Origin of the sequence: Catenuloplanes sp. NPDC051500, assembly GCF_044454585.1 — a bacterium.
Classification (GTDB): domain Bacteria; phylum Actinomycetota; class Actinomycetes; order Mycobacteriales; family Micromonosporaceae; genus Catenuloplanes.
Genome location: NZ_JBITDX010000002.1, coordinates 458,919 through 483,874, shown reverse-complemented (window position 1 = coordinate 483,874; position 24,956 = coordinate 458,919). Strand labels below are relative to the sequence as shown.

25 protein-coding genes are annotated in these 24,956 nt (G+C 71.7%); 11 read left to right on the top strand and 14 right to left on the bottom strand.

The features are described 5' to 3' along the window. The first annotated feature begins 59 nt into the window (after window positions 1-59). From allB to ACIA8K_RS05145, 3 genes are all read left to right on the top strand, one after another. The gene (allB, locus tag ACIA8K_RS05155) at window positions 60-1,379 is read left to right on the top strand and encodes an allantoinase AllB (protein ID WP_396055135.1); all 1,320 of its coding nucleotides are present in this window, start codon (window positions 60-62) and stop codon (window positions 1,377-1,379) included. Beyond that, window positions 1,376-2,380: an allantoicase gene (gene alc, locus ACIA8K_RS05150; protein ID WP_396055133.1), complete on the top strand. Its 1,005-nt coding sequence runs from the start codon at window positions 1,376-1,378 to the stop codon at window positions 2,378-2,380. Before allB ends, alc begins: the two co-directional genes overlap by 4 nt. Before the next feature lie 73 nt (window positions 2,381-2,453). Next, window positions 2,454-3,011: a hypothetical protein gene (locus ACIA8K_RS05145; protein WP_396055131.1), complete on the top strand. Its 558-nt coding sequence runs from the start codon at window positions 2,454-2,456 to the stop codon at window positions 3,009-3,011. 143 nt (window positions 3,012-3,154) lie between these two features. Here the strand turns inward: ACIA8K_RS05145 and ACIA8K_RS05140 are convergent, their stop codons facing one another. From ACIA8K_RS05140 to ACIA8K_RS05130, 3 genes are all read right to left on the bottom strand, one after another. Further along, on the bottom strand, window positions 3,155-3,643 hold the full coding sequence (locus ACIA8K_RS05140; protein WP_396055129.1) for a CAP domain-containing protein: 489 nt from the start codon (window positions 3,641-3,643) through the stop codon (window positions 3,155-3,157). 1,182 nt (window positions 3,644-4,825) lie between these two features. Then, window positions 4,826-6,715, bottom strand: coding sequence for a hypothetical protein (locus tag ACIA8K_RS05135; protein WP_396055127.1), 1,890 nt, complete (start codon window positions 6,713-6,715; stop codon window positions 4,826-4,828). Window positions 6,716-6,743: 28 nt separating this feature from the next. Beyond that, window positions 6,744-7,742 (bottom strand): coiled-coil domain-containing protein, encoded by a 999-nt coding sequence (locus ACIA8K_RS05130; RefSeq protein WP_396055125.1) that lies wholly within the window; start codon window positions 7,740-7,742, stop codon window positions 6,744-6,746. Between the two features lie 238 nt (window positions 7,743-7,980). Between ACIA8K_RS05130 and ACIA8K_RS05125 the strand changes: the two genes are divergently transcribed. Further along, on the top strand, window positions 7,981-8,721 hold the full coding sequence (locus tag ACIA8K_RS05125) for a maleylpyruvate isomerase family mycothiol-dependent enzyme (protein ID WP_396055123.1): 741 nt from the start codon (window positions 7,981-7,983) through the stop codon (window positions 8,719-8,721). Window positions 8,722-8,803: 82 nt separating this feature from the next. Here the strand turns inward: ACIA8K_RS05125 and ACIA8K_RS05120 are convergent, their stop codons facing one another. The 5 genes from ACIA8K_RS05120 to ACIA8K_RS05100 all read right to left on the bottom strand — a co-directional run bounded on the left by ACIA8K_RS05120 (window position 8,804) and on the right by ACIA8K_RS05100 (window position 12,345). Next, entirely contained in the window at window positions 8,804-9,034 is a 231-nt protein-coding gene (locus ACIA8K_RS05120) for a PspC domain-containing protein (protein ID WP_396055121.1), read from the bottom strand. A gap of 137 nt (window positions 9,035-9,171) precedes the next feature. After that, window positions 9,172-9,786: an FMN reductase gene (locus ACIA8K_RS05115; RefSeq protein WP_396055119.1), complete on the bottom strand. Its 615-nt coding sequence runs from the start codon at window positions 9,784-9,786 to the stop codon at window positions 9,172-9,174. After that, window positions 9,783-10,892: an LLM class flavin-dependent oxidoreductase gene (locus tag ACIA8K_RS05110; protein ID WP_396055650.1), complete on the bottom strand. Its 1,110-nt coding sequence runs from the start codon at window positions 10,890-10,892 to the stop codon at window positions 9,783-9,785. Before ACIA8K_RS05110 ends, ACIA8K_RS05115 begins: the two co-directional genes overlap by 4 nt. Before the next feature lie 208 nt (window positions 10,893-11,100). Then, the gene (locus tag ACIA8K_RS05105) at window positions 11,101-11,337 is read right to left on the bottom strand and encodes a hypothetical protein (protein WP_396055117.1); all 237 of its coding nucleotides are present in this window, start codon (window positions 11,335-11,337) and stop codon (window positions 11,101-11,103) included. A gap of 192 nt (window positions 11,338-11,529) precedes the next feature. Then, window positions 11,530-12,345, bottom strand: a complete 816-nt coding sequence (locus ACIA8K_RS05100) for a transglutaminase family protein (RefSeq protein WP_396055115.1) — start codon at window positions 12,343-12,345, stop codon at window positions 11,530-11,532. A gap of 49 nt (window positions 12,346-12,394) precedes the next feature. Between ACIA8K_RS05100 and ACIA8K_RS05095 the strand changes: the two genes are divergently transcribed. Together ACIA8K_RS05095 and ACIA8K_RS05090 are read left to right on the top strand one after the other, a co-directional pair. Further along, window positions 12,395-13,612, top strand: a complete 1,218-nt coding sequence (locus tag ACIA8K_RS05095; RefSeq protein WP_396055113.1) for a phosphotransferase family protein — start codon at window positions 12,395-12,397, stop codon at window positions 13,610-13,612. A 4-nt stretch (window positions 13,613-13,616) separates the two neighbouring features. After that, entirely contained in the window at window positions 13,617-14,762 is a 1,146-nt protein-coding gene (locus ACIA8K_RS05090) for a protein-L-isoaspartate O-methyltransferase (protein WP_396055111.1), read from the top strand. Window positions 14,763-14,798: 36 nt separating this feature from the next. Here the strand turns inward: ACIA8K_RS05090 and ACIA8K_RS05085 are convergent, their stop codons facing one another. Beyond that, on the bottom strand, window positions 14,799-15,146 hold the full coding sequence (locus ACIA8K_RS05085; protein ID WP_396055648.1) for a PLD nuclease N-terminal domain-containing protein: 348 nt from the start codon (window positions 15,144-15,146) through the stop codon (window positions 14,799-14,801). Between the two features lie 13 nt (window positions 15,147-15,159). Further along, the gene (locus ACIA8K_RS05080; RefSeq protein WP_396055109.1) at window positions 15,160-16,701 is read right to left on the bottom strand and encodes a phospholipase D family protein; all 1,542 of its coding nucleotides are present in this window, start codon (window positions 16,699-16,701) and stop codon (window positions 15,160-15,162) included. A gap of 127 nt (window positions 16,702-16,828) precedes the next feature. Here ACIA8K_RS05080 and ACIA8K_RS05075 point away from each other — a divergent pair, with 127 nt between their 5' ends. Beyond that, window positions 16,829-16,951, top strand: coding sequence for a hypothetical protein (locus tag ACIA8K_RS05075; RefSeq protein WP_396055107.1), 123 nt, complete (start codon window positions 16,829-16,831; stop codon window positions 16,949-16,951). Between the two features lie 31 nt (window positions 16,952-16,982). Here the strand turns inward: ACIA8K_RS05075 and ACIA8K_RS05070 are convergent, their stop codons facing one another. Continuing rightward, window positions 16,983-17,948: a pirin family protein gene (locus ACIA8K_RS05070; RefSeq protein WP_396055105.1), complete on the bottom strand. Its 966-nt coding sequence runs from the start codon at window positions 17,946-17,948 to the stop codon at window positions 16,983-16,985. 10 nt (window positions 17,949-17,958) lie between these two features. Further along, complete coding sequence (locus ACIA8K_RS05065; protein WP_396055646.1) at window positions 17,959-18,387, bottom strand: MarR family winged helix-turn-helix transcriptional regulator; 429 nt, start codon at window positions 18,385-18,387, stop codon at window positions 17,959-17,961. 86 nt (window positions 18,388-18,473) lie between these two features. On the opposite strand from ACIA8K_RS05065, the gene ACIA8K_RS05060 reads away from it, so the two are divergent. Then, window positions 18,474-19,058: a DUF1684 domain-containing protein gene (locus tag ACIA8K_RS05060; protein WP_396055103.1), complete on the top strand. Its 585-nt coding sequence runs from the start codon at window positions 18,474-18,476 to the stop codon at window positions 19,056-19,058. 501 nt (window positions 19,059-19,559) lie between these two features. On the opposite strand, the gene ACIA8K_RS05055 is transcribed toward ACIA8K_RS05060, so the two are convergent. Next, window positions 19,560-20,051 (bottom strand): hypothetical protein, encoded by a 492-nt coding sequence (locus tag ACIA8K_RS05055; protein ID WP_396055101.1) that lies wholly within the window; start codon window positions 20,049-20,051, stop codon window positions 19,560-19,562. 369 nt (window positions 20,052-20,420) lie between these two features. Further along, entirely contained in the window at window positions 20,421-22,082 is a 1,662-nt protein-coding gene (locus ACIA8K_RS05050; protein ID WP_396055099.1) for a CATRA conflict system CASPASE/TPR repeat-associated protein, read from the bottom strand. A 114-nt stretch (window positions 22,083-22,196) separates the two neighbouring features. Here ACIA8K_RS05050 and ACIA8K_RS05045 point away from each other — a divergent pair, with 114 nt between their 5' ends. The 3 genes from ACIA8K_RS05045 to ACIA8K_RS05035 all read left to right on the top strand — a co-directional run bounded on the left by ACIA8K_RS05045 (window position 22,197) and on the right by ACIA8K_RS05035 (window position 24,819). Beyond that, window positions 22,197-22,679 (top strand): Pycsar system effector family protein, encoded by a 483-nt coding sequence (locus ACIA8K_RS05045; protein WP_396055097.1) that lies wholly within the window; start codon window positions 22,197-22,199, stop codon window positions 22,677-22,679. A gap of 28 nt (window positions 22,680-22,707) precedes the next feature. Beyond that, window positions 22,708-23,388: a Crp/Fnr family transcriptional regulator gene (locus tag ACIA8K_RS05040; RefSeq protein ID WP_396055095.1), complete on the top strand. Its 681-nt coding sequence runs from the start codon at window positions 22,708-22,710 to the stop codon at window positions 23,386-23,388. 159 nt (window positions 23,389-23,547) lie between these two features. Beyond that, on the top strand, window positions 23,548-24,819 hold the full coding sequence (locus tag ACIA8K_RS05035; RefSeq protein ID WP_396055093.1) for a LuxR C-terminal-related transcriptional regulator: 1,272 nt from the start codon (window positions 23,548-23,550) through the stop codon (window positions 24,817-24,819). Window positions 24,820-24,956: the final 137 nt, after the last annotated feature.

Genomic DNA, 24,956 nt, shown 5'->3' with positions numbered 1-24,956 from the left:
AAGCCTGAGGTGACCCGGATCAGCGCCGATCTCCGGTCTGAGATCAGTTGGAGGCGGAGTTGTCGGATTTCGACCTGGTGGTCCGGTCCCGGCGGACGATCACCCCGGATGGTGAACGGCCCGCCGCAATCGCGGTACGGGACGGCAGGATCGCGGAGATAGCGGCCTACGACGCGCCGCTGAGCGCGGTGCGCGAGGAGGATCTCGGCCGGCTCGCGCTGCTGCCCGGCCTGGTGGACACGCATGTGCACGTGAACGAGCCCGGCCGCACCGAGTGGGAGGGCTTTGCCAGCGCCACCCGGGCCGCGGCCGCGGGCGGCGTCACCACGATCATCGACATGCCGCTTAACTCGCTGCCACCGACCACCACCGTCGACGCGCTTGAGCTCAAGCGGAAGGCCGCGGCCGGGCAGGCCCGGGTGGACGTCGGCTTCTGGGGCGGCGCGGTGCCCGGAAACCTGGCCGACCTGCCGCCGCTGCACCGGGCCGGCGTGTTCGGCTTCAAGGCGTTCCTGATCGACTCCGGCGTGCCGGAATTCCCACCGCTGAGCCCGGCCGAACTGACGGACGCGTTCCGGGCGGTCGACGCGCTGTTCCTGGTGCACGCGGAGGACCCGGAGTCGATCCTGGCGCACGATTCCTCCGCTCGGTACGCGGACTTCGTGGCCTCCCGCCCGCGGGCCGCGGAGAACACCGCGATCGCCCGGGTCGTCGCGGCCGCCCGGAAGACCGGCGCCCGCGCCCACATCCTGCACCTCTCCTCGTCCGAGGCGGTACCGCTGATCGCGGCCGCAAAGGCCGAGGGGATCCGGATCACGGCCGAGACCTGCCCGCACTACCTGTCGCTCGTCGCGGAGGACGTGCCGGACGGCGCCACCCAGTTCAAGTGCTGCCCGCCCATCCGGGACGCGGCGAACCGGGACGCGCTCTGGGCCGCGCTCGCGGACGGCGTCATCGACCTGATCGTCTCCGACCACTCGCCGTGCACGCCGGAGCTCAAGCACGCGGAGACCGGCGACTTCGCGGCCGCCTGGGGCGGGATCGCGTCGCTTCAGCTCGGCCTGCCGATCATCTGGACCCAGGCCGTCGCCCGGGGGCACTCGCTCAGTGACGTGGTGCGGTGGATGTCGGCCAACCCGGCCGCGCTGGCCGGACTGACGGCGAAGGGACACCTGACCGCCGGCGCCGACGCGGACCTGGTCGTCTTCGACCCGGAGGCCAGACAGCGCGTCGACAGGGCCCGGCTGCAGCACCGCAACCCGGTCTCGCCGTACCACGACAAAACCTTGACCGGCGTGGTGCTGGGCAGCTGGCTGCGCGGCGTCCCCACGGTCGGCGAGCCGGCTGGCCGACTGCTGACCCCCGGAGGCGTGGCATGAACGACCTGCCCGACCTCGCCGCCCGCGCATTCGGCGGCGGCGTCGTGTACGCGAGCGACGAGTTCTTCGCGTTCGCCGCAGACCTGATCAACGACCATCCGCCCGCGTTCACGCCGCAGAGCTTCGGCGCGCGCGGCCAGGTCTACGACGGCTGGGAGACGCGCCGCCGCCGGCCGCGCGGCACCGGCGACGACCACGACCTGGCGATCGTGCGGCTCGGCGCGCCCGGCGTGATCCGCGGCCTGGTGATCGACACCGCGTTCTTCACCGGCAACTACCCGCCGGCCGCATCAGTCGAGGCGTGCCGGATGCCCGGCCACCCGTCGCCGCAGGAGCTGATCGACGCGGACTGGACGCCGGTCCTGACCCGGTCCGCGCTCAAGGGCGACACCCGGAACACGTTCGAGATCGGCGGCGACGACCGCGTCTTCACCCACGTCCGGCTGCGCATCTACCCGGACGGCGGGGTGGCCCGGCTGCGCGTGCACGGCGAGGCGGTGCCGGACCCGGCGCTGCTGCCCGAGGTCTTCGACCTGGCCGCGGCCGAGAACGGCGGCACCGTGGTCGCGTGCAGCAACATGTTCTACGGCTCCGCGCCGAAGATGCTGCTCCCCGGCCTGGCCCGGTCGATGGGCGAGGGCTGGGAGACGTCCCGGCGCCGCGACGACGGCAACGACTGGGTGCTCGTGAAGCTCGGCGTCCCGGGCAGGGTGCAGTTCGCCGAGATCGACACCTCGCACTTCAAGGGCAACGCGCCAGGCGAGTTCCGGCTGCGCGGGATTCCCGACCCACGCCTGCTGGACGCACCCGCGGAGTGGGCCGACCTGCTGCCGCTGACCCGCGCCCAGCCGGACACCCGGCACCGTTTTCCGGTGAACGACGCGCCCAAGGTGACGCATGTGCGACTCGACGTGTACCCGGACGGGGGCGTGGCGCGGCTGCGTCTGTGGGGCAGCATGTCGGAGAAGCAACGGCGCCGGCTGGCGGAGCGGCACTGCTGACGTTCGTACGCCTGTCGGGTAGGTTCTCAGGGTCCGCGTTCCATGCGGCCTTTTTAAAGGAGCAGCTCACCCTATGGGTAAGAAGACCGTCCACGTGTCCGACTTCAGCGGCGCCGTCATCGGCGACGACGCTGACGTGGTTCGCATCGTCGTGCTCGAGCACCCCGATCTGATGACCGGGCCGGTCCAGCTCGAAGCGCTCAGCGCGGAGGTGGAGAGCATCGACGACGCCGCGCTGGACGTGGTGGTGGTGGACATCTTCGACGCGCACGGCGACGGCGAGGCCCGGCGGGTCACGCTCAACGCCAGCGAGTTCGACGCGCTCGCCACCGGCACGCCGATGGCCGAGGTGCTCAAGACCGCCGAGCGGGTCAAGCCGCCGAAGGCCGCCCGCAAGGCGCCGGCCGACAAGCTCGACTACGGCACGCTTGAGCACGCGGGCAAGCCGCACCGCGGCAAGACCACCGACGAGGAGGCGGAGCTGGTCCGCGACAACCTCGACAAGATCAACGAGCGCCTCGCGTCCGAGGGTCTGCGCCTGGTCGATCCGGCCAACCCGGAGCACGCGGCGCGATACGGCTTCCCGGAGCCGGCTCCGCTGTCGAGTCCGCTGTCGGCTGAAGAGGCCTAAAACGCCGATTTACCCACTCGGTGGGTGGTTGCGGCCCGCATGCTCCCGCGGGCCGGCGGTTCCGCCGTGGCCCGGTTCTGAAAAGCACTGATGGGCGAAAGACCCCAGGGCGGCTCTCATCGCCCTGGGGTCTTTCACGTCTGTTACTTGCCGAACTCCTGGGTCCAGTACAGGACGCCCTTGGCGTTACGCGCCGCGCCGACACCGATAAGCGTCGACTTGCAGTTCATGATGTTCTTGCGGTGGCCGGGGCTGTTCAGCCAGGCACGCACGACGGCCTTGGCGTCCTTCTGGCCCCACGCGATGTTCTCGCCCATCGGGGTGCCGGTGAAGCCGGCCCGCTTGTCGCGCTTGACGAAGTTGCTGCCGTCCGGGCTGGTGTGGCTGAAGAACTTCTTGTTCGCCATCTCCGCGCTGAACGACCGCGCCGACGTGGTCAGGTGCGCGTTCACCGCCAGCTTCGCGCAGCCGGCCTGGACGCGGGCCTCGTTCGTCAGCGACACGACCTGCGACTCGAGCGTCGTCGTCGGCGTAGCGGCGGACGCGGCGGTCGCGGGGGCGACGAGCGTCATGCCGATAGCGGCGGCGGGGGCAAGAACGGCGAGGGCGGCCTGGCGAACGAGCTTGCGCAAGAGTGTCTCTTCTCTGTCGGTGCGTTTCGCTTACACCTGTTCATTCGGCGGCCCACGCCGGAGGCTGACGAATCGACCGGTTGCCCTCCTGTGAGCCGTTGGTTGCCGGGCGGGTGCGGCCTTCGCCTGGTCTAGAACCGGCGTTGGGCGCGAACGGCGGCGGCCGTGCTCTTGCCGCTGTGGCGGGACGGGCTCTGGGGCGAGGCGGACCGGCGGCGGTGCGCGGTCTACCCCGACACTTCAATCTGTTGGTGATGTAGGGCGGGTCGGCTGCGGTTCTTTTGCCTCCGGCGGCCCTCCGGGGGGAGCGCTCCGGCTCCGGGGCGACCGAAAGAGCTTGCGGCTTCGCCTTCTGACCCGGGGTGGCTGGGTTTCGTGTGGCCTGTCTGCCCCGTCTGCCATCGACCCGGGCAGAGCCGAGCAGATCATCGGCAGGGCCGCCAGGCTGGGTGGTGTTGGCGGCGGCTTGATCGGGTCTTACGAGTCTGCTGGTCGCGTTGGGTGCGCCGGGCTGCGGTCTCGTGGGTGGGCGCGTGTTTCTGGTTGCGCTTGGCGGTGTTGATATCTGTTCGTTGGTGGCGGCCCTGCCGATGATCTGCTCCCCGTGGGGCGGGTCGATGGCAGACGGGGCAGCCAGGCGGTCACCTTTGTGCTGCGCGCACGACACAGGATCAAAGGCAGGGCCGGGCGGGGCACGCGGGCAGGGGCGGGGCAGGCGGGCAGGCGGGGTGGGGTAGGCGGGCAGGCGCGCAGGCGGGGCGGGGTGGGACGGGCGGGGTGGGACGGCGCAGCGGGGCACGCGGGGCAGGCGCGCAGGCGCGGTGGGGCGCGCGGGGTAGGGAGCGCAGGCGGGGCAGGTGGGGCGGGGGCGGGGTGGGACGGCGCAGTGGGGATATGGGTGGAATGCGAAGAAGTGGCCAGGGGTGAGAGCCTCAGGTGAGGCGTGAGCACGCTATTCGCGGTGAATGACGTGCTCACGCCTCACCTGGCGGTCGATCTATCGAGCGTTGGTGATTGATGGCAGCGGCAGCGTACCGGCGGCAAGGGATTTATCTTGATATTTCCGGCAGAGGCTCGGTGTGATCACGCGATGGCCGAGCCGCCCGACGTGGCAACAGGCCGGGAGCGCCGGCCGGGCCGCCGCAGGGGCTGGGGTGGATCCAGGGGTGTCTCGGGGCGGTCTCAGCTGCGGCGGAGTGAGCGGGTCAGGGCGGCGGCGATTGTGGTGGCCAGGATCCAGCCGGCGGCGACCAGGAGGTAGGAGAGCCAGAGCGTGCGGCCGGACGGTACGAACGCGGTCTGCTGGCCGAAGTCGACAAGGGGCAGGAGCACGTCGAGCGTGTAGACCACGGCGTGGAACTCGGGGGCCTTCTCCGGCTCGGTCGCACGCGGTGGGTGGGTGGAGTAGGCGAGCGTGCCGGCGGCGAGCAGCACTCCCAGCCAGACCGCGGCGAGCAGCGGGCGGTAGCCGTAGCCGACCGTGGCGTCCTGCAGCACGCCCCAGACGCGAGCCGGCCAGCCGGAGGTACGGGTCCGCGCCCGCTGCCGGGTGAGCAGTACGGACCGGGCCGCGTCGTCGTCGCCGGCCGCCCGGAGCACTGTGGCGAGCTGCTCGTAGGGCTGGCGGGGGGCGTGTTCCGGGTCGCGGGCGAGCCAGGCGCGCCGGTCGACCTCGGTGGCCGGCGGTTCCAGCGTGTCGTAGGTGAGACCGGTCAGGTGCAGTACGTCCGGCCAGGCGGCGGGGTTGTCGCGGAGCAGCCCCACGTGTGCGTGCCGGAGGTCCACCGGGCCGGTCGGGGACGTCATCCGGACCCGCAGCTCGGGGGCCTGCAGGCGCCACAAGCGAAGCACGGAGCTGTCCTCGGGCGGCGCGTCGAGCTCGGACCCGTTGAGGCAGAGCAGGCTGCCGACGGTGCCCCAGGCGAACGCGACCTGCCCGCTCGCGGAGAAACCGTTGCACAGGTGTACGACGCTGCCCGCGGTCACGCTGTTGAGGCAGAGCGCGATCTCGCCCGGGTGGGAGAGCGTGGCGCCCCGGAACCCGACCGCGCCGTTGAGCTGCGCGTTCTCAAGCCAGACGCTGCCCTCGACGGTGGCCTCCCGGGCGTCGAGCGTGCCGTTGAGGGTGAGCGACTCGCCGAGCAGTGCAAGCGCGCCCGGGTGCGACAGCCGGGCTTCCCAGAGCGCGAACGTGCGGCTGATCTGCGCGTGCCGGCACCGTACCTGACCGGTTATTGTCGTGCGGGGGAGGAACAGGCCGCCGTCGAGCGTGGCCGAGTCGCACCGCAGCGCCACCTTGCCGGGATTGCTGATTGTGGTCTCGGTGAGGCTGACGACGCCGCTGATCCGGCTGTGCCACATCCGCACCTCGCCGTCGAAGGTGGCGCCGCGCGCGAAGAAGCCGCCCTCGACCACCACGCTCGCCGCCGACAGCACGCCCCCGTCCGCGGCGACCAGGTGGTGCGCTCCGGTGATCGTCTCCGGCTCGGCCGGCCGGATGAGGCGGGCGCGGTCCAGGGCCACGTCCCCCGCAATCCGCCCCTGGGCGATGACCACCAGGCCTTCGATGTCCGCGCGCTCGGCGGCCAGGTCACCGCCGAGCGTGATCCGTTCCGCGTGCAGCGCGACGCCCGGCGATCGCAGCCGCGCCTCCGTCAGCACCAGACCGCCGCTGATCCGCGCGCCGGCCAGCCGCAGCACGCCGTCGATCTTGGCGCCCTTGAGCTTCAGGTGGCCGTCCACTGTCACGTTCGACGCGTGCAGGCCGGGGAGTGAGGAGCGGGCGAAGCTTGTGAAGCCGAGCCGGGCCCAGTAGAGCACCGGCATGCGCTCGAACTCGCACTCCTCGAGCAGGATCGGCGCGTCCACCTGCGCGAACCACAGCGCGAACTCGCCGGTGATCCGCGCTCCGGACAGACGGAGCGAGGCCCTGGCCCCGGGCGCCGGCGCTTGTGCACCGAGCAGCAGCCGGGTCAGGACCTCGCCGCGTACCTCCCGTTCCCCGTCCGGGTCCGCCGTGACGGGTGTGCCGGTGGGGAACGCATCCCAGAGACGTTGTTCGAGCACATTCACGTACTCATGATCGTCCCTGGAGGCAAATCTAGACGATCGACATGTGTACGTGGTCCTCGTGCGTGCTGTCGCCCACGTACGGGCTCCAGCCGGTCGCCGGGAACCACACCTGCCTGTTCCAGATCACGTAGAGGATGCCGAGCTCGTTCGCGTTCCGTACCAGGAACGCCATCACGTCGTTGCCGTACTTCAGCTCGTCGTCGGTGTCCCAGACCGAGAAGCCCTTGGTCTGCAGCGACCAGTCGCAGGCGCGGCCCTTCGGATGCTCCCAGATGTCGCCGGTCCGGAAGCAGCCGACGAAGCGGTTGAACCCGGCCTTCTTCACCTCGTTGAACGCGTGAAGCGTGCGCGGTGTGAGACACCCGCTGGTGGTCGGGTCCTGCTCGGTGCAGGACTCGGCCGGCCAGCCGCCGCTGCTTGTGCGCGGGGCCGGAGCGGCCTTCGGAGAGTTCGCGGTGACCAGGCCCTTGGTGGTGACGTTGCCGCCGACCAGCGCGAGCGCCTTCTCCGCTTCCTTCTTCTGCTTGTCGATGACGGAGAGCGCCTTCTGCTCCTCGTCGACCTCCGCGTCGAGCTCGCTCTTGGCGCGCGCGATGGTGTCCTTAGCATCGAGGTACTCGTGCAGCCGTGCGTCGTTGTGCTCGGACAACTCGTTGAGCGACGTCATCCGCCCGAAGAAGCCGGACGGGTCGGAGCTGGCCAGCATCAGGCTCGGCCCGGTGAGGCGGCCCTGCCGGTACTGCTCCGCGGCCATCTCGCCGACCCGGGTAGCCAGCCCGTCCAGCGCGCCCTGTGCCGTGTCCAGCTGTTTCTGCAGCTCGGCTTGCTTCTTCTTCGAGTTGTCCAGCACGGCCTTGGCCTCGAGGTACCGCTTGCCGCTCGACTCCAGCACGGCGCCCAGGGTCTGGTCGCCGCCCTCGTCCGGGCTCGGCTCCGCGCTCGCGGGTGACAGCGGCGCGGTCAGCAGCGCCAGCGCGGTGGCGACCGCCGCGGCTGCGGCGGCACATCGACGACCGAGTGGGGTCATCAGAACGGATTCCTCTCGTCGTGCTGGGAAGCCCTCACGGCGGTGGGGACCGCCTTTCCTGGACTTACGGAGTCGGGGGCGTGGCGGTTCGATTTCGCCGGGCCCGCGCAGAGAGCGTCACGGCAAAGAAGAGTACGTCACCGTGCGGACGAAGGGCACCGCGCGTCCGTGACCTCCACGCACCGTGACCAGGTAAAGGCGGTGTGCTTTCGCCGTTGCTTGATAGCGTTTCCGGTCTATGCGAACAGAACGTTTGAGAGAGTGCCTGGCCGCTGATGCGGCACGCCTGCGGGAGGCCGTCGCAGGCGCCCCGGCCGCGCCGGTGCCGACCTGCCCCGGCTGGACCATGACCGACCTGGCCGATCATGTGACGACCGTCTACCTGCACAAGGTGGAGATCATCCGCACCGGCGCGTTTCCGGGGGAGGATTGGGAGCCGGCCGGGGTGGGGCTGGACCGGGCGTACGCGGAGCTGGCGGAGGAGCTTGCCGCGCGCGACCCGGCGGAGACCGTGCCGTCCTGGTACCCGGCGGATCAGACCGTCGGCTTCTGGGCGCGCCGGATGGCGCACGAGACCCTGATCCACCGGGTGGACGGCGAGCTGGCCGCCGGCCTTCCTCAGGCGCCGATCCCGGCGGACCTGGCGGTGGACGGCGTGGACGAGGTGCTGGTCCGGTTCCTGGAGCACGGCTCCCGGAACTGGCCGGACGACTTCGGCGACGCGCTCGAGAGCCTGGACGGCCGCGCGGTCCGGGTGAGCACCACCGCGGGCGGCTCCTGGCTGGTCAGGCTCGCGCCGGACGGGGTGACAGTGACCACGGACGAGGCCGGTGGGGACGGGGAGGCCACGGTGACCGGCGACCCGGTGACGGTGCTGCTCTGGCTGTGGCGTCGCGGCGGCCCGGACGGGCTGAGCTTCGGCGGCGACACCGCGCTCGTCGAGGTGCTGCACGAGCTGATGGCCAAGCCCACGCTGTAGACAAAGGCGCCGCCCGCCCCGTCACCCGTTTCGCATCGGCGCGCGGGGGTGTGGGCGGGCGGCGTCTGCCGCTCGGGTGGGATCAGGCCTGGTAGTACGCGTCCGGCTCGCTTGGCATCAGGAGCCAGAGGATCGGGTAGATCAGCAGCTGGCTGCCAGGTATCACCAGCAGGACCACCACGAAGAGCAGTCGTGCGACGTTGGCGTCCAGGCCGAAGCGCCGTCCCAGCCCGGCGCAGACGCCGGCGAGCAGACGGCCCTGGCGCGGGCGGACCAGGCCCTGGCTGCGGAGAGTGGTGTGCACGCTTGCCATCTCGGATCACTCCTTGAATCAGTGTTCACGCCGGCTTGGGGCGGTTGCCGGTTGACTCAAGAGTCCTCCGAGATGGGTGCCGGGACATCGGGGAAGCGCCCGATCCGCCCCCGATGTCCCGACTCGGGGCTGAACCCCTACCCCAGGAGCTGGTCGAACGACGGCGCGGACGCGAACGGGTCCGTGACCGTGACCGGCGCGCGGGCCGCGATCAGCAGCGCCAGCTCGGCGGCCGCGCGGTCGACGCGCGCGGCCAGGCCCTGGTGCGCCTTGCCGCCGCCGGTGCCCCAGTCCTCCGAGGCCGCGTAGACGCCGGTCGGCACCACCACGGACCGCAGGTAGGCGAAGAGCGGCCGGACCGCGTGGTCAAGCACGAGCGAGTGCCGGGGCGTGCCGCCGGTCGCGCCGATCAGAACCGGCTTGTCGGCCAGCGCCTCCTCCTCGACCACGTCGAAGAACGACTTGAACAGCCCGCTGTACGACGCGCGGAACGTGGGCGTGACCACGATCAGGCCGTCCGCCGCCGCGATCGCGTCGAGCACCTCGCGGAGGCCGGTCGGCGCGAACCCGGTAAGCGTGTTGTTGACGACGTCGTGCGCGTGGTCGCGCAGCTCGACCGTGCGCACCTCCGCCTCCTCGCCGCGCGCCCGCAGCTCGCGGACGGCGGCGGTGGCGAGGTGGTCGGCGAGCAGCCGGGTGGACGAGGGCTGGCTCAGCCCCGCGCTCACCACGACGAGTTTCCGGGTGTTCATGCCTTCACGTCTTCCAGGATGTCGGTCTTCGCGGCGGCCGCGGCTGCGACCAGGGAGGCGTGCGTGGGCGCGTCCGGGATGTGCGCCGGGCGGCCGATCGCGAACTCCCTGCGGAGCACCGGCAGCACCTCCTCGCCGAGCAGGTCGAGCTGCTCCAGCACGGTCTTCAGCGGCAGGCCGGCGTGGTCGATCAGCAGCATCATCCGCTGGAAGTCGCCGAAGTGCGTGCGGTAGCTGAGCAGCCGCTCGATGACCTGCTCCGGGCTGCCCACGACAAGCGGCGTCTCCCGGCTGAAGTCCTCGAGCGTCGGGCCGTGGCCGTAGACCGGCGCGTTGTCGAAGTACGGCCGGAACTCGTTCACCGCGTCCTGCGAGTTCTTCCGCATGAAGACCTGGCCGCCGACGCCGACGATCGCCTGGTCCTCCGCGCCGTGGCCGTAGTGCGCGAAGCGCTTGCGGTAGAACTCGATCATGCGCTTGGAGTGGTCGAACGGCCAGAAGATGCCGTTGTGCAGGAAGCCGTCCCCGTAGTAGGCGGCCTGCTCGGCGATCTCCGGGCTGCGGATCGAGCCGTGCCAGACGAACGGCGGCACGTCGTCAAGCGGCCGCGGCGTGGACGTGAAGCCCTGCAGCGGCGTGCGGAACTTGCCCTCCCAGTCGACGACGTCCTCGCGCCACAGCCGGCGCAGCAGCCCGTAGTTCTCGATGGCGAGCGGGATGCCGGCCCGGATGTCCTTGCCGAACCACGGGTAGACCGGGCCGGTGTTGCCGCGGCCCATCACCAGGTCCACCCGGCCCTCGGCCAGGTGCTGCAACATCGCGTAGTCCTCGGCGATCTTCACCGGGTCGTTCGTGGTGATCAGCGTGGTCGCGGTGGAGAGGATGAGCTTCTCGGTCTTCGCGGCGATCCAGCCGAGCATTGTGGTCGGCGACGACGGCACGAACGGCGGGTTGTGGTGCTCGCCGGTCGCGAACACGTCCAGCCCGACCTCCTCCGCCTTCAACGCGATCTGCATCATCGCCTTGATCCGCTCGTTCTCCGTGGGGGTCCGCCCGGTCGTCGGGTCGGTGGTCATGTCACCCACGGAAAAGATCCCGAACTGCATTGGCATTGGTCCCGCCTCCGTCACACCGATGATTCTTTCAAATCTTAACTATTACATCGGCAAGTAACCAGGGTTGGTCGCGGAGTATTCCGGCCCGGCACGCTCGCGCCGAGACGCGGCTCACACCAGACCGAGAAGCATCGGGGGTACGGAGGAGAGCGCCGCCCCCGCCGAGCAAGGATCGGGGGCGGGCCATCTCAACTGCGTGTCATCTGCGTGCCGGCAAGGCCCGTTCGCGAACATAGATCTCGCGTACCGCGCCCGCGTCGGTGGATGCGCGGCGGCACAGCCCGCGCACCCGCACCCAGGGCTCGGCGTCGAGCATCACCCGTTCCAGGATCTGCTCGACGATGATCGACAGCGGACCCACGCCGAATTTGTAGTCCTGATCCTTCAGCGTGATCACGTCGCCCGGCCGGAGCCGGGGCCTCGGATTGCCGGTCACCGGACCGCCCCCGAAAGCGCGGTCCCATTTTTCTCTCTGCGCGGCATGTCGCGCTCCCTCCCCGAAGGGCGGAGCGTGTGTGTCATTCACTGGGTGACTGGCTCGCGGAACACAGTGTGCCGGAGATGAGGCGGCCCCGGCAGCCCCGCCACCCGCACGGCGTACCCCCGGCGTGTCTTGATCTTCGATTATTCAGCGGAGCGAGACCTGCGCGGACGGATCGTCGCCGGGGAGGTCGCCGTCCGCCACGGCCAGGATCTCCATCCGCGTCATGGTCAGGCCGCCGCCGGTCAGCAGCGTGGAGAACGCCACGTCCGCCGCGTCCCGGCCGGTCGCGATCCTGATCATCGAGGCGCGCGGGGCCAGGCCTGTCGCGTCCACGATCCGCCACACGCCGTCCACCGCCACCTCGCTGACCAGGTGGAAGTCCATCGGCGACAGGCCCGGCGCGTAGACGGCGGCGACCCGGGCCGGCAGGCCTGACGCGCGGGTCAGCGCGGTCACCAGGTGCGCGTAGTCGCGGCAGACGCCGGCGCCGGCAAGCAGCGTGTCCGCCGCGTCAGTTGACGCGTCGCTGACCGGCCGGTAGCGCAGGTGGCCGCGCACGAAGTCGGTCACGTCGCGGACGATCTCGGCATCCGTGCCGCCGAACTGCCGCGCGGCGAACCCGGCCATCCGGTCCGACGGGCAGTAGCGGCTCGGGCGCAGCGCCTGCACACGGGCTGGCGCGGACACCCGGCGCGGCGTCGCGGCGTCACGGCGCACGGTCGCGGCGTAGTGCACGCGCAGCGCGCCCGGCTCGGCACGGACCAGGTGCTGACGGCCGCCGTGATGCGACGCCGGGATGACCTCCGCCTCGATCTCCGCGCCGTCAAGGGTGACTGACAGCTCCTCGTCCGCGTGCACCGGGCCGCCGGCCGTCACCGCGATCTGGAACACGAATTCGGAGGTAGTGTCCACTGTGTATTCGAGCGTGCAGGCGACACTGCCGCCGTCGGGGGTGTTCACGGCGCTCACGGTATCGCCCGCCACGTCAATGTTGATAGGTTCACCGATCATGTCCCGCCGCGTCACGCTCGTCCTGGTCGATCGCTCCGGCGCGGTGCTCGGTGCGCTCCCGCCGTACGAGGTCCCGATGCCCTGGTGGCAGGAGGTGGCCGACGTGGTTGACGGCGCCCGCCAGCACTACGGCGTCGACGTCACGGTGCTGCGCCTGCTGCGGGCCTCGCGCGACGCGCCGAACGGCGGGGAGGTGGTGTACCTGGCGGAGCTGAGCGGGGCGGGAACGCCGTCCATGGTGGGCGTGGACGCTCGTGATCAGCCCGGGGCGGATGAGCGGCGGGCACCCTGGGCCGAGCCCGGCGGGCCGGCCGCCACGCTCGGCTGGGCTGCGGAACGGCTTGCGGAGCGCGGGCGGCTGGTGGTCCGGCCGGTGCAGCAGCGCGCCTGGAACCTCTCCGCGATCTGGCGGCTGGACACGGTCTCCGCGGGCGGCCCGGCCCCGGCGGACATGCCCGAGCGGGTCGACATCGCACGCGAGCCGGTCTGGGTGAAGCAGGTGCCGCAGTTCTTCGCGCACGAGGCCGCGGTGCTGCGCTGGCTCGGTGACACGCTTCCCGGCACCGCGCCCGAGCTGCTCGCCGCGGGCCCCCACGGCCGCCTGCTGCTCGCACACGTGCCGGGTGACGGGCGATACGCGGCCGACACGGCGGAACGCGACGCGCTGGCCGGGGATCTGCACCGCGTGCAACTGCGGTCCGTCCCGGACCTGGACCAGCTGATCGCCGTCGGCCTGCCGGACCTGCGCGCACCCTGGCTCGCGGACCGGATACGCGCGGTGATCGCCGCCCATGCGCCGGACGATCCGGCGCTTACCGCGCTCGCGGACGGGCTGGACGCGCGACTTGCCGCAGTCGCGGAGTGCGGGCTGCCGGACACGCTCGTCCACGGCGACCTGCACCCCGGCAACGCGATCGGCGCCCGGGACGCCCGGATGATCATCGACTGGGGTGACTCGTTCGCCGGGCATCCCGCGTTCGACATCCTGCGGCTTGCCGACGGGGACGCGTCGCTGATCGGGTCGTGGGCCGCGCGGTGGCGGTCAAGCGTGCCCGGCTGTGACCCCGAGCATGCGATCGCGCTGCTCCGCCCGGTGGCGGCGCTACGGCACGCGGCCGTCTACGCCGGGTTCCTCGACCGGATCGAGCGGTCCGAGCATCGGTTCCACGCGGCGGACGTTCCGTACTGGCTTGACGCCGCGCGTGCCCTACTGTGAGGGGATGGCCGGGATCGACCGGTACGTCGACGAGCTGCGAGCCGCGGGCGCGCTGACCAGCGCGGCGCTGGCCGATGCGTTCCGGGCCGTACCCCGGGAGATTTTTCTGTCCTCGGGGTTTCACGGGCCCGGCGGGCGGTGGGTCGCGTCAGGCGATCCCGGATTCCTGGACGCGGTCTACCGCGACACGGTGCTTGTCACGAAGGTGCGGGACGGCGTGCCGGTCAGCTCGTCCAGCCAGCCGTCGCTGATGGCCACCATGCTCTCCGCGCTCGCGGTCACGCCCGGCATGCGGGTGCTGGAGATCGGCGCGGGCACCGGCTACAACGCGGCGCTGCTCGCCGCGCTCGGGGCGTCCGTGACAAGCATCGACGTGCAGGAGGATGTGGCCGCGGCGGCCGGGTCCGCGCTCGCCCGGTGCGGCGTGACCGCGGCGCGGGTGCTGCTGGCTGACGGGTACGACGGCGCGCCGGACGGAGCGCCGTATGACCGGATCATCGCGACGGCCGGGGTCTCCGGACTCTCTGCGGCGTGGGCGGACCAACTCGCACCGGACGGGCTGATCGTGGCGCCTGTCGCACACGGCGGCATCCAGCCGGTGATGACGGCGCGGCGGGTGGCGGGCGAGTGGCGAGCGCGGGCGGTGTGCGCGGCGGGCTTCATGACGGCGGCCGGTGCGTTGTCGGCGCGGCACGCGGGGTCCCATCCGCCACCGATGGTGCTGCCCCCGGAAGAAACCGGGACCGGTGTGGCGGCGCCGCTGGACGGCCCTGAGGACGGCGACAGTGTCGCATCCGACAGCGGGTCCCGGGGCGGGGCGTCCGCGGCGGAGTACCAGGATGTGTGGTTCGCGGCGGCGGCCTGGGACCGGCGCGTCACGTCCGCACCTGCGTTGTTCAGGGAGCGCCTCGGCGGGTTCGCGCTCCACGAACCGGGTCCGCCGGTGTCGGCGGCCGCATTCCTGCCGGACGGCCGGATCCGGGTGGCCGGCCCGGCCGCGGAGCGTCTGGCGCACGATCTGGCCGCGCTTGCCGGCCGCTGGCGGGGCTGCGGATCTCCACCGCTGAGCGCCTGGTCCGTGGCGCTGGCCCTCGGCGGCGACGCCGGACGCCCGATCTGGGCGCCCGCCGCCTTTACACTAGCCTCCTAGGAAGCCCTAGGCGGTTGGTCCTGCACCACGGGGTGCTCACTCCGGCGCGGCCGCCGACGGAGGCGACTTCTTCTTCAGTTCCTCCTCACGGCGCTTGAGGTCCGCTTCCCAGGCGCGCAGCAGGTCCTCGTCGTCGCGCCGGGTCTTGGCCAGGCTGCGGAGGAAGGCCGGATCGTCGTCCGGGGCGAGCGAGCGCGCCGGGCGCGGCCGCTCCGCCTCCGGGAAGCCGCTCCCCGGGCGCCACGCGGCACCGGCGCCGGTCGAGGCGTGTTGCGGGCGGCCGGCCACGAACCAGATGATCGCGCCGATGGGGGAGAAGAGCAGGATGAGGAAGACCCAGACGATCTTGGGTAGGTTGCGCACCGCGAACTCCTCGGTGGCGATGCAGTCGATGAGCTCACCAGCTCTTCGCGCGCCGATCCCGCATCGGCCGTCCGTCCGGGTCGTAGATCAGGCGGTACGCCGGGAGCGCCCACGCCTTCGTGAGCGGGCCCAGCTGTTCCGGCCGGTGCGGGCGCAGCCGTCCCGGCGGTCGCGGCCCGGTCCGCCCGCCGGTGTGCCAGTCCTCGAGTTTCTGCGCGGACGCGGTGATCGCCTCGATCGCGGACGCGGCGTCGACCAGGTCCGCGTCGTCGCCGTCCGCCCGGTCCAGGTGCTCGCGCCACAGCGTGAGCCGCAGGTCCCTGGCGAACGCGCCGGTCTCGTCGAGCACCGCGCAGGAGAGCTCGCTGTCGTGGGTCCAGGAGCGGCGGTTGAAGTTGTCGCTGCCCACGCTTGCCCACACGTCGTCGGCAACGCACACCTTCGCGTGTACGTAGACCGGGGTGCCGGCGTGGTTCTCCACGTCGAAGATGTGCACCCGGTCGCCGCCGGCCCGCTGGCAGACGGAGATCGCCTGGGCGCGGCCGACCAGGTTCGGCGGGAGGGAGAGCGCGCCGTCCACGTCCGGGTGGCGTGGCACGACCGCGACCAGGTGCAGGTCCGGGTTGTCGCGGAGCGCGTCCGCGAACAGCTCGGCGACCTCGGTGGACCACAGGTACTGGTCCTCCAGGTAGATCAGCCGGCGGGCGTGTCTGATCACCTTGGTGTAGCCGCGGGCGACAGTGCGTTCGCCGTCCGGGGCGAACGGGTAGCCCCGGTCCAGCGTGAGATCCGGATAGGTCCGGAGCACCTGCACCGCGTGCGGGCCGCACTCCGGCGGGTCCGGCAGTGGGTCGGGCAGCGTGTCCGCGTGCAGGTCCGCGCCGGCCGCCAGGTCCCGCACCCAGGCCAGCGGGCTGCGCGAGTCAAGCGGGTGCGGGTCGGTCCAGCGCTCGCGGAACGTCAGGTCCAGCGCGCCGACGACCGGGCCGCGAAGCATCAGCTGCACGTCGTGCCAGGGCGGGTGGTCGCCGTAGCGCGGCGACATCCGTACCGCCTGCGGGTCTCCGTCGTGCGCGGCCGTGTCCCGGCGGCTGTGGCACAGGTCGATGCCGCCGGCGAACGCCACGTCCCGGTCCGGCGCGGCCGGGTGGCGCAGCACCACGAGCTTCTGATGGTGCGAGCCGCCGCGCCTTACCCGCTGGTCCAGCAGCACCTCGCCGCCCGCGTCCGCGACCGCCTCGCCCAGGTGGCGGTTCTCCTCCTCGGAGTACTGCAGCTTGTCCAGGTGGGAGCGCCACATCAGGCCCTTGACGATCACACCGCGGCGGGCGGCGGCGGAGAACAGCTCCGCGACAGTGGGCCCACCCGGGCGCAGCCGCTCGTCCGGGTCGCCGCGCCAGTCGGTGAAGAACAGGTGGTCGCCGACTTCCAGCGCCGCTATTTCCGTTACCAGGCGATCGAAGTAGGAATCTCCGTGAACAAGAGGTTCTGCGTGGTTGCCTCTTGTCCAGGTGGGTATAGCGCTGGACGGGTTGCCCCGTTCCTGCTCGGTGAGGAACCACTCCTCGACATCCACGAGGCAACCTCCGAGATCGATTACACCCCTGCTATTCCCCCCGTGCCACCTGGCACGAAACCAGGATCCGCCCCCTCCGGCCGCAGCCTAGATTCAGTGATGCAGCCGGGTCCTGAAGGAGAGACCGATGACCACCGAAGCCGTCACCACCGAGACCACCACCCCCGAGATCGCCTCCGAGCGTGGCCTGCTCATCGCCGTCCTGCTGATGGTGTCGTTCGGCACCGCCGCGATGTTCCTGATCGGCTGAAAAGACAGGCGAACCCGCGAGGGTACGGGGCTCAGCTCCGACGCTTCCGCTCCGGCGCCAACCGCTTCGCGGGGACCACCCCGAGACGTCCCTTCTTCCAGTCCTCCCACGCCCTGGCGAGCTCGGCACGGGTCGTCATCACGAACGGCCCGTGCATCGCCACCGGCTCGCCGATCGGGCGGCCGCCCATCACGAACAGCTCAAGCGGCCTCGGGCCGGCCGCCTCCGCACGAAGCGTGTCACCGGTCCAGAACGTGGCCAGCTGACCGGAGCGCAACGGCCGCTTCTCCGCACCTGCCGAGCCCTTCCCGGACATCGCGTAGACGAGCGCGTTGTGATCGCGCCGCCACGGCAGGTCCAGCCGCGCGCCGGGCTGCAGCGTCACGTGCGCAAGCGTGATCGGCGTCTGGGTGCTCCCCGGGCCGCGGTGCCCGGCGATCTCGCCCGCGATCACCCGCAGCAGCCCGCCGCCGTCCGGCGTGGCCACAAGCGTCGACGCCTTGCCGCGAATGTCCTGGTAGCGGGGCGCTGTCATCTTCTTCGCGCGCGGCAGGTTCACCCACAGCTGCATGCCGTGGAACAGGCCGCCGCTCATCACCAGCTTCTCCGGCGGCGTCTCGATGTGCAGGATGCCGCCGCCCGCGGTCATCCACTGGGTGTCGCCGTTCGAGATCCGGCCGCCACCGCCGTGCGAGTCGCGGTGCTCCATGGTGCCGTCGATCATGTAGGTGACGGTCTCGAAGCCGCGGTGCGGATGCCAGGCGGTGCCGCGCGGCTCACCCGGCGCGTAGTCGACCTCGCCCATCTGGTCCAGGTGCAGGAACGGGTCCAGCTCGCTGTGTGAGACGCCGGCGAAGGCGCGGCGGACCGGGAAGCCCTCACCTTCGTACCCCCGTGGGGCTGTGGTGAGTCTTCTGACCGTGCGGATCGTGGCGGCCGGGGCGGGTTTCGGCAGGCGGGGGAGGACGAGGAGGTCGTGCGGGGTGACAGCGGGCATGGAACGTCCTTCAGCGGGTGGTGCGGAGTCTCGCCTGGAGGCGGGTGAAGACGCGGGTCAGCACCTCGGTCTCGGCCTCGTCCAGGTCGTCGACCAGGTAGCGGCGCACCGCGGTCAGGTGGCCGAGCGCGGCCTGGCGCAACGCGTCCAGCCCGTCGTCGGTGAGCACGGCCTCGCTGCCGCGCCGGTCGTCCGGGCACGGTTGCCTGCGGACCAGCCCGCGCTTCTCCATGGCCGCGACCTGGTAGGTCAGCCGGCTCGGTGAGAAGACCAGGCGGCTGGCGATCTCGCCCATCCGCAGTCGGCGCTCCGGCGCCTCGCTGAGCAGCACAAGCACGTGGTAGTCGGAGATGCTCAGCCCGGTCTCGGCGCGCAACTCGTCGTCGAGGCGGGTCTGCAGGTGCCAGCTGCCGTCGATGACCGCGCGCCAGGCGCGCATCTCCGTCGGACTCAGCGGAAGCGTGTCGCTCACCCGGCCAGCCTACTTCTTTAAAATCTGAACGACCAGTGGGGTACGGTGTGATCATGGAGCTGTTGGACCTGGCCGACTGGCGTGAGCGGGTCGCCACGATGTACCTCTCCGACCTCGATCTGGCCGGCTACCGCGCGACCCGGGACGAGCTGTTCGCGACCCACCCGCAGTCGCCGATCAGGGACCGTGCCGCGTTCACCGGGCTGCGCTACTTCCCGCCCGCGCCGGAGTTCGTGGCGGAGTGCCAGGTGCGGCCCGCGCCGGAGGGCGAACCGCTTGAGATCGACACCGGCGGCGACGACGGCGTGATCAGCTACCGCCGGCTGGGAATCGCGGCCACGCCCTGGGGTGACCTGACGCTCTTCTGGATCTCCGCGTACGGCGGTGGAGTCTTCCTGCCGTTCCGGGACACGACCGCGCCCGCGGAGACGTATGGCGCCGGTCGCTACCTGGCGGACACGGTCAAGGGCACGTTCGGCCGCGGGCTCACGCTGCTCGGCGCCGACCGGGTGCGCCTCGACTTCAACTACGCCTACAACCCGTCCTGCGTGTACGACGACCGGTGGGCCTGTCCGCTCGCGCCCCCGGAGAACCGCCTCACCGTGGCAATCCCGGCGGGCGAGCGGAATTTTCGCTAAACAGCCAGCGCGGCGACGGGAATGCCTTGTCCAGCAGCGGGACTGGGCTTCCGCAACTCCACCCGGGGGACGCGACCAGGGGCAGCAGTCGGGACTCAGTGTCGGGCACGGCCGGGGCGGGGCGCTTTCTCACCCGTACCACCAGGTCGCCGTTGATCTCGCAGTTGACGTAGTCGGTGCCTTCGCCGAGCCTGTGGCACGGATGCAGTGGCGGCGGCCCTGGGTCGCGCAGGTCCGATGCCGGGTGCGCAGCGCCAGGCATCGTCAGCCGCGCGGACACGGTTCACAATCCGGGAGCTGGCGTCCAATAAGCGGGACTCAAGATCCTTGCGGCTCTGGGGGCCCTTATTCGAGACCCGAAAGGGCCCTCAGAGACGCAAGGATCTTGAATTCGGTTGGAGAACCGCCTGACAGGGCCACACGCACGTCAGACACTCGGGAGACCCGGGTTCGCGTGTCTCGTTCTGCACTGGACCACGGCGGAACAGGATTGCGCGCCGGTTAGAGATCGCGGGTCAGTACGCCCCAGGCGGTCTTGACGCCGCTGTCGCCGCTCTCGTATGCCTCGAACAGGTAGATCGCGGACTCGACGACAGTGGTCCCGGCCTTGCACTCCGGGCCGAGCAGACTGGCGACGCCGCCCGGCGACCAGGTGCTCGGCGACACCTCCCAGTGGAAGCCGCGTTCCCAGATCTTGGGCGAGCGGCCGTGGAACGCGACAGTCCCCTCGAACGCGTCGTTCTCCGCGGTCAGCACCGCGATCGTGTCGGACGGCAGGATCTCCACGAAGCGCTGGTGCGAGCCGGCCGGCTCCTCGCCGTAGGCGGTCGTCACGTCGACGTCGCCTGTGTAGCCGTAGCCGTGCACCAGCCAGTCGGACCTGTCGGTGCCGCAGCCCCGGTCCGCCCGCGCAGCCGAAGCCGGCGCGGCGTGCAGCGCGGCGGTCGCGAGCAGCGCACCCACGAACGCGCCCCGGAAGAGGGTCCTGAACATGATCTTCCCCCGTCGTCATATACGGATTTATCGGACCAAACCGGGTGGGGTCTCGACTTTACCCTCATCAAAGTCAGGTCTGGACCGGACCGCGCCGGATCCAGCGTGAGCGCCCATGAACATGCGCGAACCGGTGCCGCTCGGCCACCGGATCGACGCGCTGGACATCACCGCGTTCACCGCGATCATCGAGTCCGGCGCCTCTACCTGCGCGGCGACATCACGCGGATCGTGCCGCCCCGGTTCCGCTCCGGCGCCACCATGTCCGCCGATCTGCCGATCAACGGCGTGCTCACGACGCCCTTCTCCTGCCGAACCGCCTCGGATCGTCACGGTAGGACGGTGCCCGCACGGCGTGCCGGCGGCCGATCATCCTGGCTTCGGGGACCAGAGCCAGGCGCGGGCCTGGTACGCCTTGACTGTGACGTCGGCGGGGAGGAAGTCGGCCGGGTCGAGGCGGGAGTGGCCCTCCGCCACCGTGAAGGGGTAGAGGCGGTCGGAGATCATGGCGGCGAAGAGGCGGTCCGGGTCGTCCTTCATGGTGGCGCGCAGGGGTGGGCTGTCGCAGAGACGGTTCGTCTCGATCACTGCGGAGTCGGACCAGCCGAGCGCGGCGATGCGGAAGGTGCCGATGGAGGCGCCCATCCGCAGGCGCAGCGGGCCGGCATAGCGGCGGCGCTCGGCCTGGAGCGCGGCGGAGGTGCCGTGAAGCAGCTGGGCCAGGGTACGGGGCAGATCCAGATCGGCGGGGAGGACCACGTTGACGCCGTCGCCGGTGCCCTGGTGGTCGGTGTCGGCAAGCGTGAGGTGCAGATCGCCCAGGGCCTCGCCCACCACGTCGGAGATCCGCTGCTGGACGATTTCGCGGCCCTTGGCGTCGTGCCCGCTGTAGCCGACCGCGTCGACTGTGAAGCTCATCCGGAGCGCGTGGCGGGTGGTACGCGGACGCGGCGCGGGGGGCGGCTCCGCGGGTGACGACCCGGCCGGCGCGATGGGCGACGACCACGCGCCGGTCCCGGGTGCCGGCGCGGCGGTGCGCAAAGACGCGTGGGGCGGCACGTCGTGGGACGGCACGTCGTGCGGTGGCGCGTCGCGGGGCTCCGGGAGCTTGGCGAAGAGGTCCGTGAGCGGGGTGCCGTCCGCGCGCAGCAGGTTCTCCAGGCGGGAGCTGGCGTCCTCCAGCTGCCGGGTCAGCCAGCGGCCGAACTGCTCGTCGTCAGTGACAGGATCGTGGCTGCTGTCGCCGCGCATTCCCGCCTCGCCCGCGGCCGCCAGCAGCGATCCCAGCGAAGCGGCCGACGCCGCGTGCATCGAATGCAGCCGGGCGAAGTCCGCGCGGAGCAGGTCCCGCCCCGGTCGCGCGTCGCGCACGGACGTGATGCGCCGCTGATCGCCGGTCCAGATCCGGTAGTGGTAGCGGAGCACCGCCGCGTGCATCAGGTACCGGCCGAGCGGCGGCAGCTGATCACCGCCCGGCGGACCCCAGGTGAGCGCGTCAAGGCCCGTGCCGGCCACGACCAGGCGGCGTTCCCGCCGGGTGTCCCGGCGCGGCGACATCTCCCAGGCGCAGGCGTGCCCGCCGATCCGGACCCGGTCGTTCTGCCAGCCGGCATGGGTGGCGAAGAACGGCAGGGCGGCGCGGGCCGGCGGGAAGGACGGGTCGGCCGCGGGCATCCGGTAGAGGCGGGCGGTGCCGATCAGCGCGTCGACGCCGCCGGCGGCCACGTCGTCAAGCCAGCGGTCCAGCTCCACCCAGCCGGCGTCGCCCACGCCGGGCAGCGCCGCGGAGAGGATCAGCACGTCGCGGTCGCGCCGCAGGACCGCGCGGAAATCGTCGCGTTGACGGGCGGCGAGCGCGCCGACCCGCCGTGTGCCACGCCAGTCCGGCGGCGTGACGGGCAGGCCGGGCATGGGTGCGCTCATGCCGAGCACCTCGCCGCACGCGGCCCAGAGTGCCTGAAGCTGCTGCAGTGCGAGCGGGGCCGCCGGGCCGTCGAGCGGCGCGAAGGCATGCAGGACCAGAGAGGTCACGCCGTCCACTCTAGAGACCCGGGCAAGCGAGATGCGTCACCCTCCGGCTACTGATCGTGTGCAAAGGCCGATTTTTAGCAGGTCGGTTGGGTGCACCGGACGCAGGATCGGAGCATGAAGACTCTGGACCAGCCACGAGAGGTGGCGCTCATCTGGCGGCTGCACGCCGCGCTCGAGGCGATGGCGGCCCGGGCGGACGCGAAGGCCGGCATCCTGCTTGCGCACCAGGGCGGCGCGTTCACCCTGGGGGCCGGCGCGCTGCACCTGGGCGCGAATCCGGGGGTGGTGCTGGCGATGGCGCTGGTGCTGGCCGCGATGGGCACGGCGATCCTGGTGGTGGTGCCGGTGCTGCGCCCGAAGGGACGGATGGTGGCGATCGGGGACATCATCTACTTCGGCCACCTGCGGGAATGGCAACCCCCGTCGCTTGCGGCGCGGATCGGGGAGCTGAGCAAGGAGGACGAGGTCGCCATGGTCACCCGCCAGTTGGTTACACTGAGCCGGATCACCTGGCGCAAGCATCGACTGTTGCAGATCTCACTCAGCCTGACAGTGTCGGCGATGAGCGTCGGCGTCGTGGCCGTAACGCTCCTCTAGGAAGACCCCGCGTCCGCCGGAGGATCCTGTGCAGCACGACTATCCGTACCCTGAATGGGGTCCCGGCACTTTTCTGGCCCAGCTCGCGCCCGAGCTGGTCGCGGAGATGGTCGGCATGGGGGCGCGCCGCAGGTTCGAGGCCGGGCAGGTGCTGATGCGCGAGGGCGATCGCGGCACCCACGTCGAGCTGCTGCTGATCGGCTTCGTCAAGGTCACCACGACGGACACGCTGCTGGCCATCCGCATGCCCGGTGACCTGCTCGGCGAGACCGCGGTGCTCACCGGCGCGCCGCGCAACGCGACTGTCACCGCGTGCGGGCGGGTGATCTCGGTGGTGCTTGCCCGGCCCGCGTTCGAGGGGTTCATCCGCCGCCGGCCGGAGGCGATGCGCCTGGTCACCGCGTCCGTCGTGGGGCAGTTGCAGTTCGCGAACCGGCGCCGCACCGACTTCGGCGCGTTTCCCGCGCACATCCGCCTGGCCCGGGTGCTTGTCGAGATCGCCGAGGGCTGCGGGCGTGCCCGGCCGGACGGCGGCGTCGAGCTCGGCGTCACGCTCAGCCAGCCGGAACTGGCCACGATGATCGGCATCGCGCAGGCCACGGTGCAGAAGGCCATGCAGGAGCTGCGCGCCCACGGACTGATCGAGACCGGCTACCGCCGCCTGGTCGTCTGCGACCTGCCCGCGCTCCGCACACTCTGCGACGCCTGAAAAACCACAGAATCCATCGTGGGTACGCCCGAGAGCGCCCAATATCGCAGGAACCCCTACTAATACACGGTTCACTCACGTCCTCACCCTCACGATCGAGTCACACGAACCTCACGTGTGACAGGTGACAAGGGGGGAGACACCGCAATGAAGACAGGAATGTTAGGGAGAGAACGCGAGTACCGCGCGATCTCGGGCATGCTGCGCCGGGGCGGGGAGGGCCCGGCGCTTGTGGTCGTGGAGAGTCCGCCCGGTGGCGGCCGCACCCGGCTGCTTGAGGAGGTCGCGGCAGGTGCGCGCGCCACCGGCCGTACCGTGCTCAGCCTGCCCGCCGGCCCGGTCGCCGCGGCCGGGCTGTCCCGGCTGCTCGCCTCCGCCGCGGCCCGGCCGGCCGGCGACGGGCCGGCACCGTTGCTGATCGACGATCCGATCTGGACCGACCCGGCCGTGGCGGCCGCGCTCGCGATCGCCTCCCGGACCGCGCGCGTGCTGCCGATCCTGGCCCGCCGGACCGGCACCCGGCTGCCCGGCCTGGACCCGCTCGACCTGGGCCGGGTGCGGCACATCGCGCTCGGGCCGCTTGATCCGGCCACGACCGGCGCGGTGCTCGCCGCGCTCTTCGGCGCGGAGCCCGACCCGTCGCTGCGGGACCTCGCGGCAGTGGCGGGCGGCCTGCCCGGCGCGCTGATCGAGCTGGCCCGCGGCCTGCGGGACGAGCACCTGGCCGAGGTGGCGGACGGGCGCGCGACGCTTCGCGGCCAGCGGCTCCCGGCGGCGGTCCGCGATCGCATCCGGGACCGGATCGCACTGCTCTCGCCGGGCGCCCGGCACCTGGTGCAGGTCGCGACCACCCTCGACGAGGAGTTCCACCTGGCCGGCCCGGCCGAGCTGCTCGGCGGGCCGGCGGCGGCGCTGCTGCCCGCCGTCGACGAGGCGCTCACCGCGGGTCTGCTGGCCACCCGCGGCGATCTGCTCGCGTTCCCGCACGCGCTGGTGCGGCGTGAGGTGGCGCGCACGATCCCGCAGCCGGTACGCGTGGCGCTGCACGACGGCCACGCATGCGCCGACCGGGGCGTACCCGGCGGCTTCCGCGTCCACCGGCCGGGCGGCGGCCTGCGCACCGCGCTCGCGGACCTGCACCGTGACACCGTGCGTCCCGGCCACGTACGCCCGGCGCCGGGGCGTACCCGGGCCGCGGTCGGCACCGCCCCGGCCCGGCCGGCCGGCACTCCCTGGTCCCGGCTGAACGACAGGGAACGCGAGGTCGCGGTGCGGGTCGCTGCCGGCCTGACCAACCAGGCGATCGCGACGGCGATCGGGCTGTCCCCGCACACCGTCAACTACCACCTGCGACAGATCTTCCGGAAGCTTGGCATCGCCTCCCGCGTCGAGCTGGCCACGCTGATCTCCGGCGACGACGGCCCGCACTGAGGCTGCGCAGGACGCCGCGATCCCGCCCCCGGGTCGCGGCGCCCTCCCGCGCTCGGTCCGAGCGCCGCAGGCGCTCAGACGCGGGCGCTGAGGCTCAGGCGCTGAGGCTCAGGCGCTCAGGCGCGGGCGCTCAGACG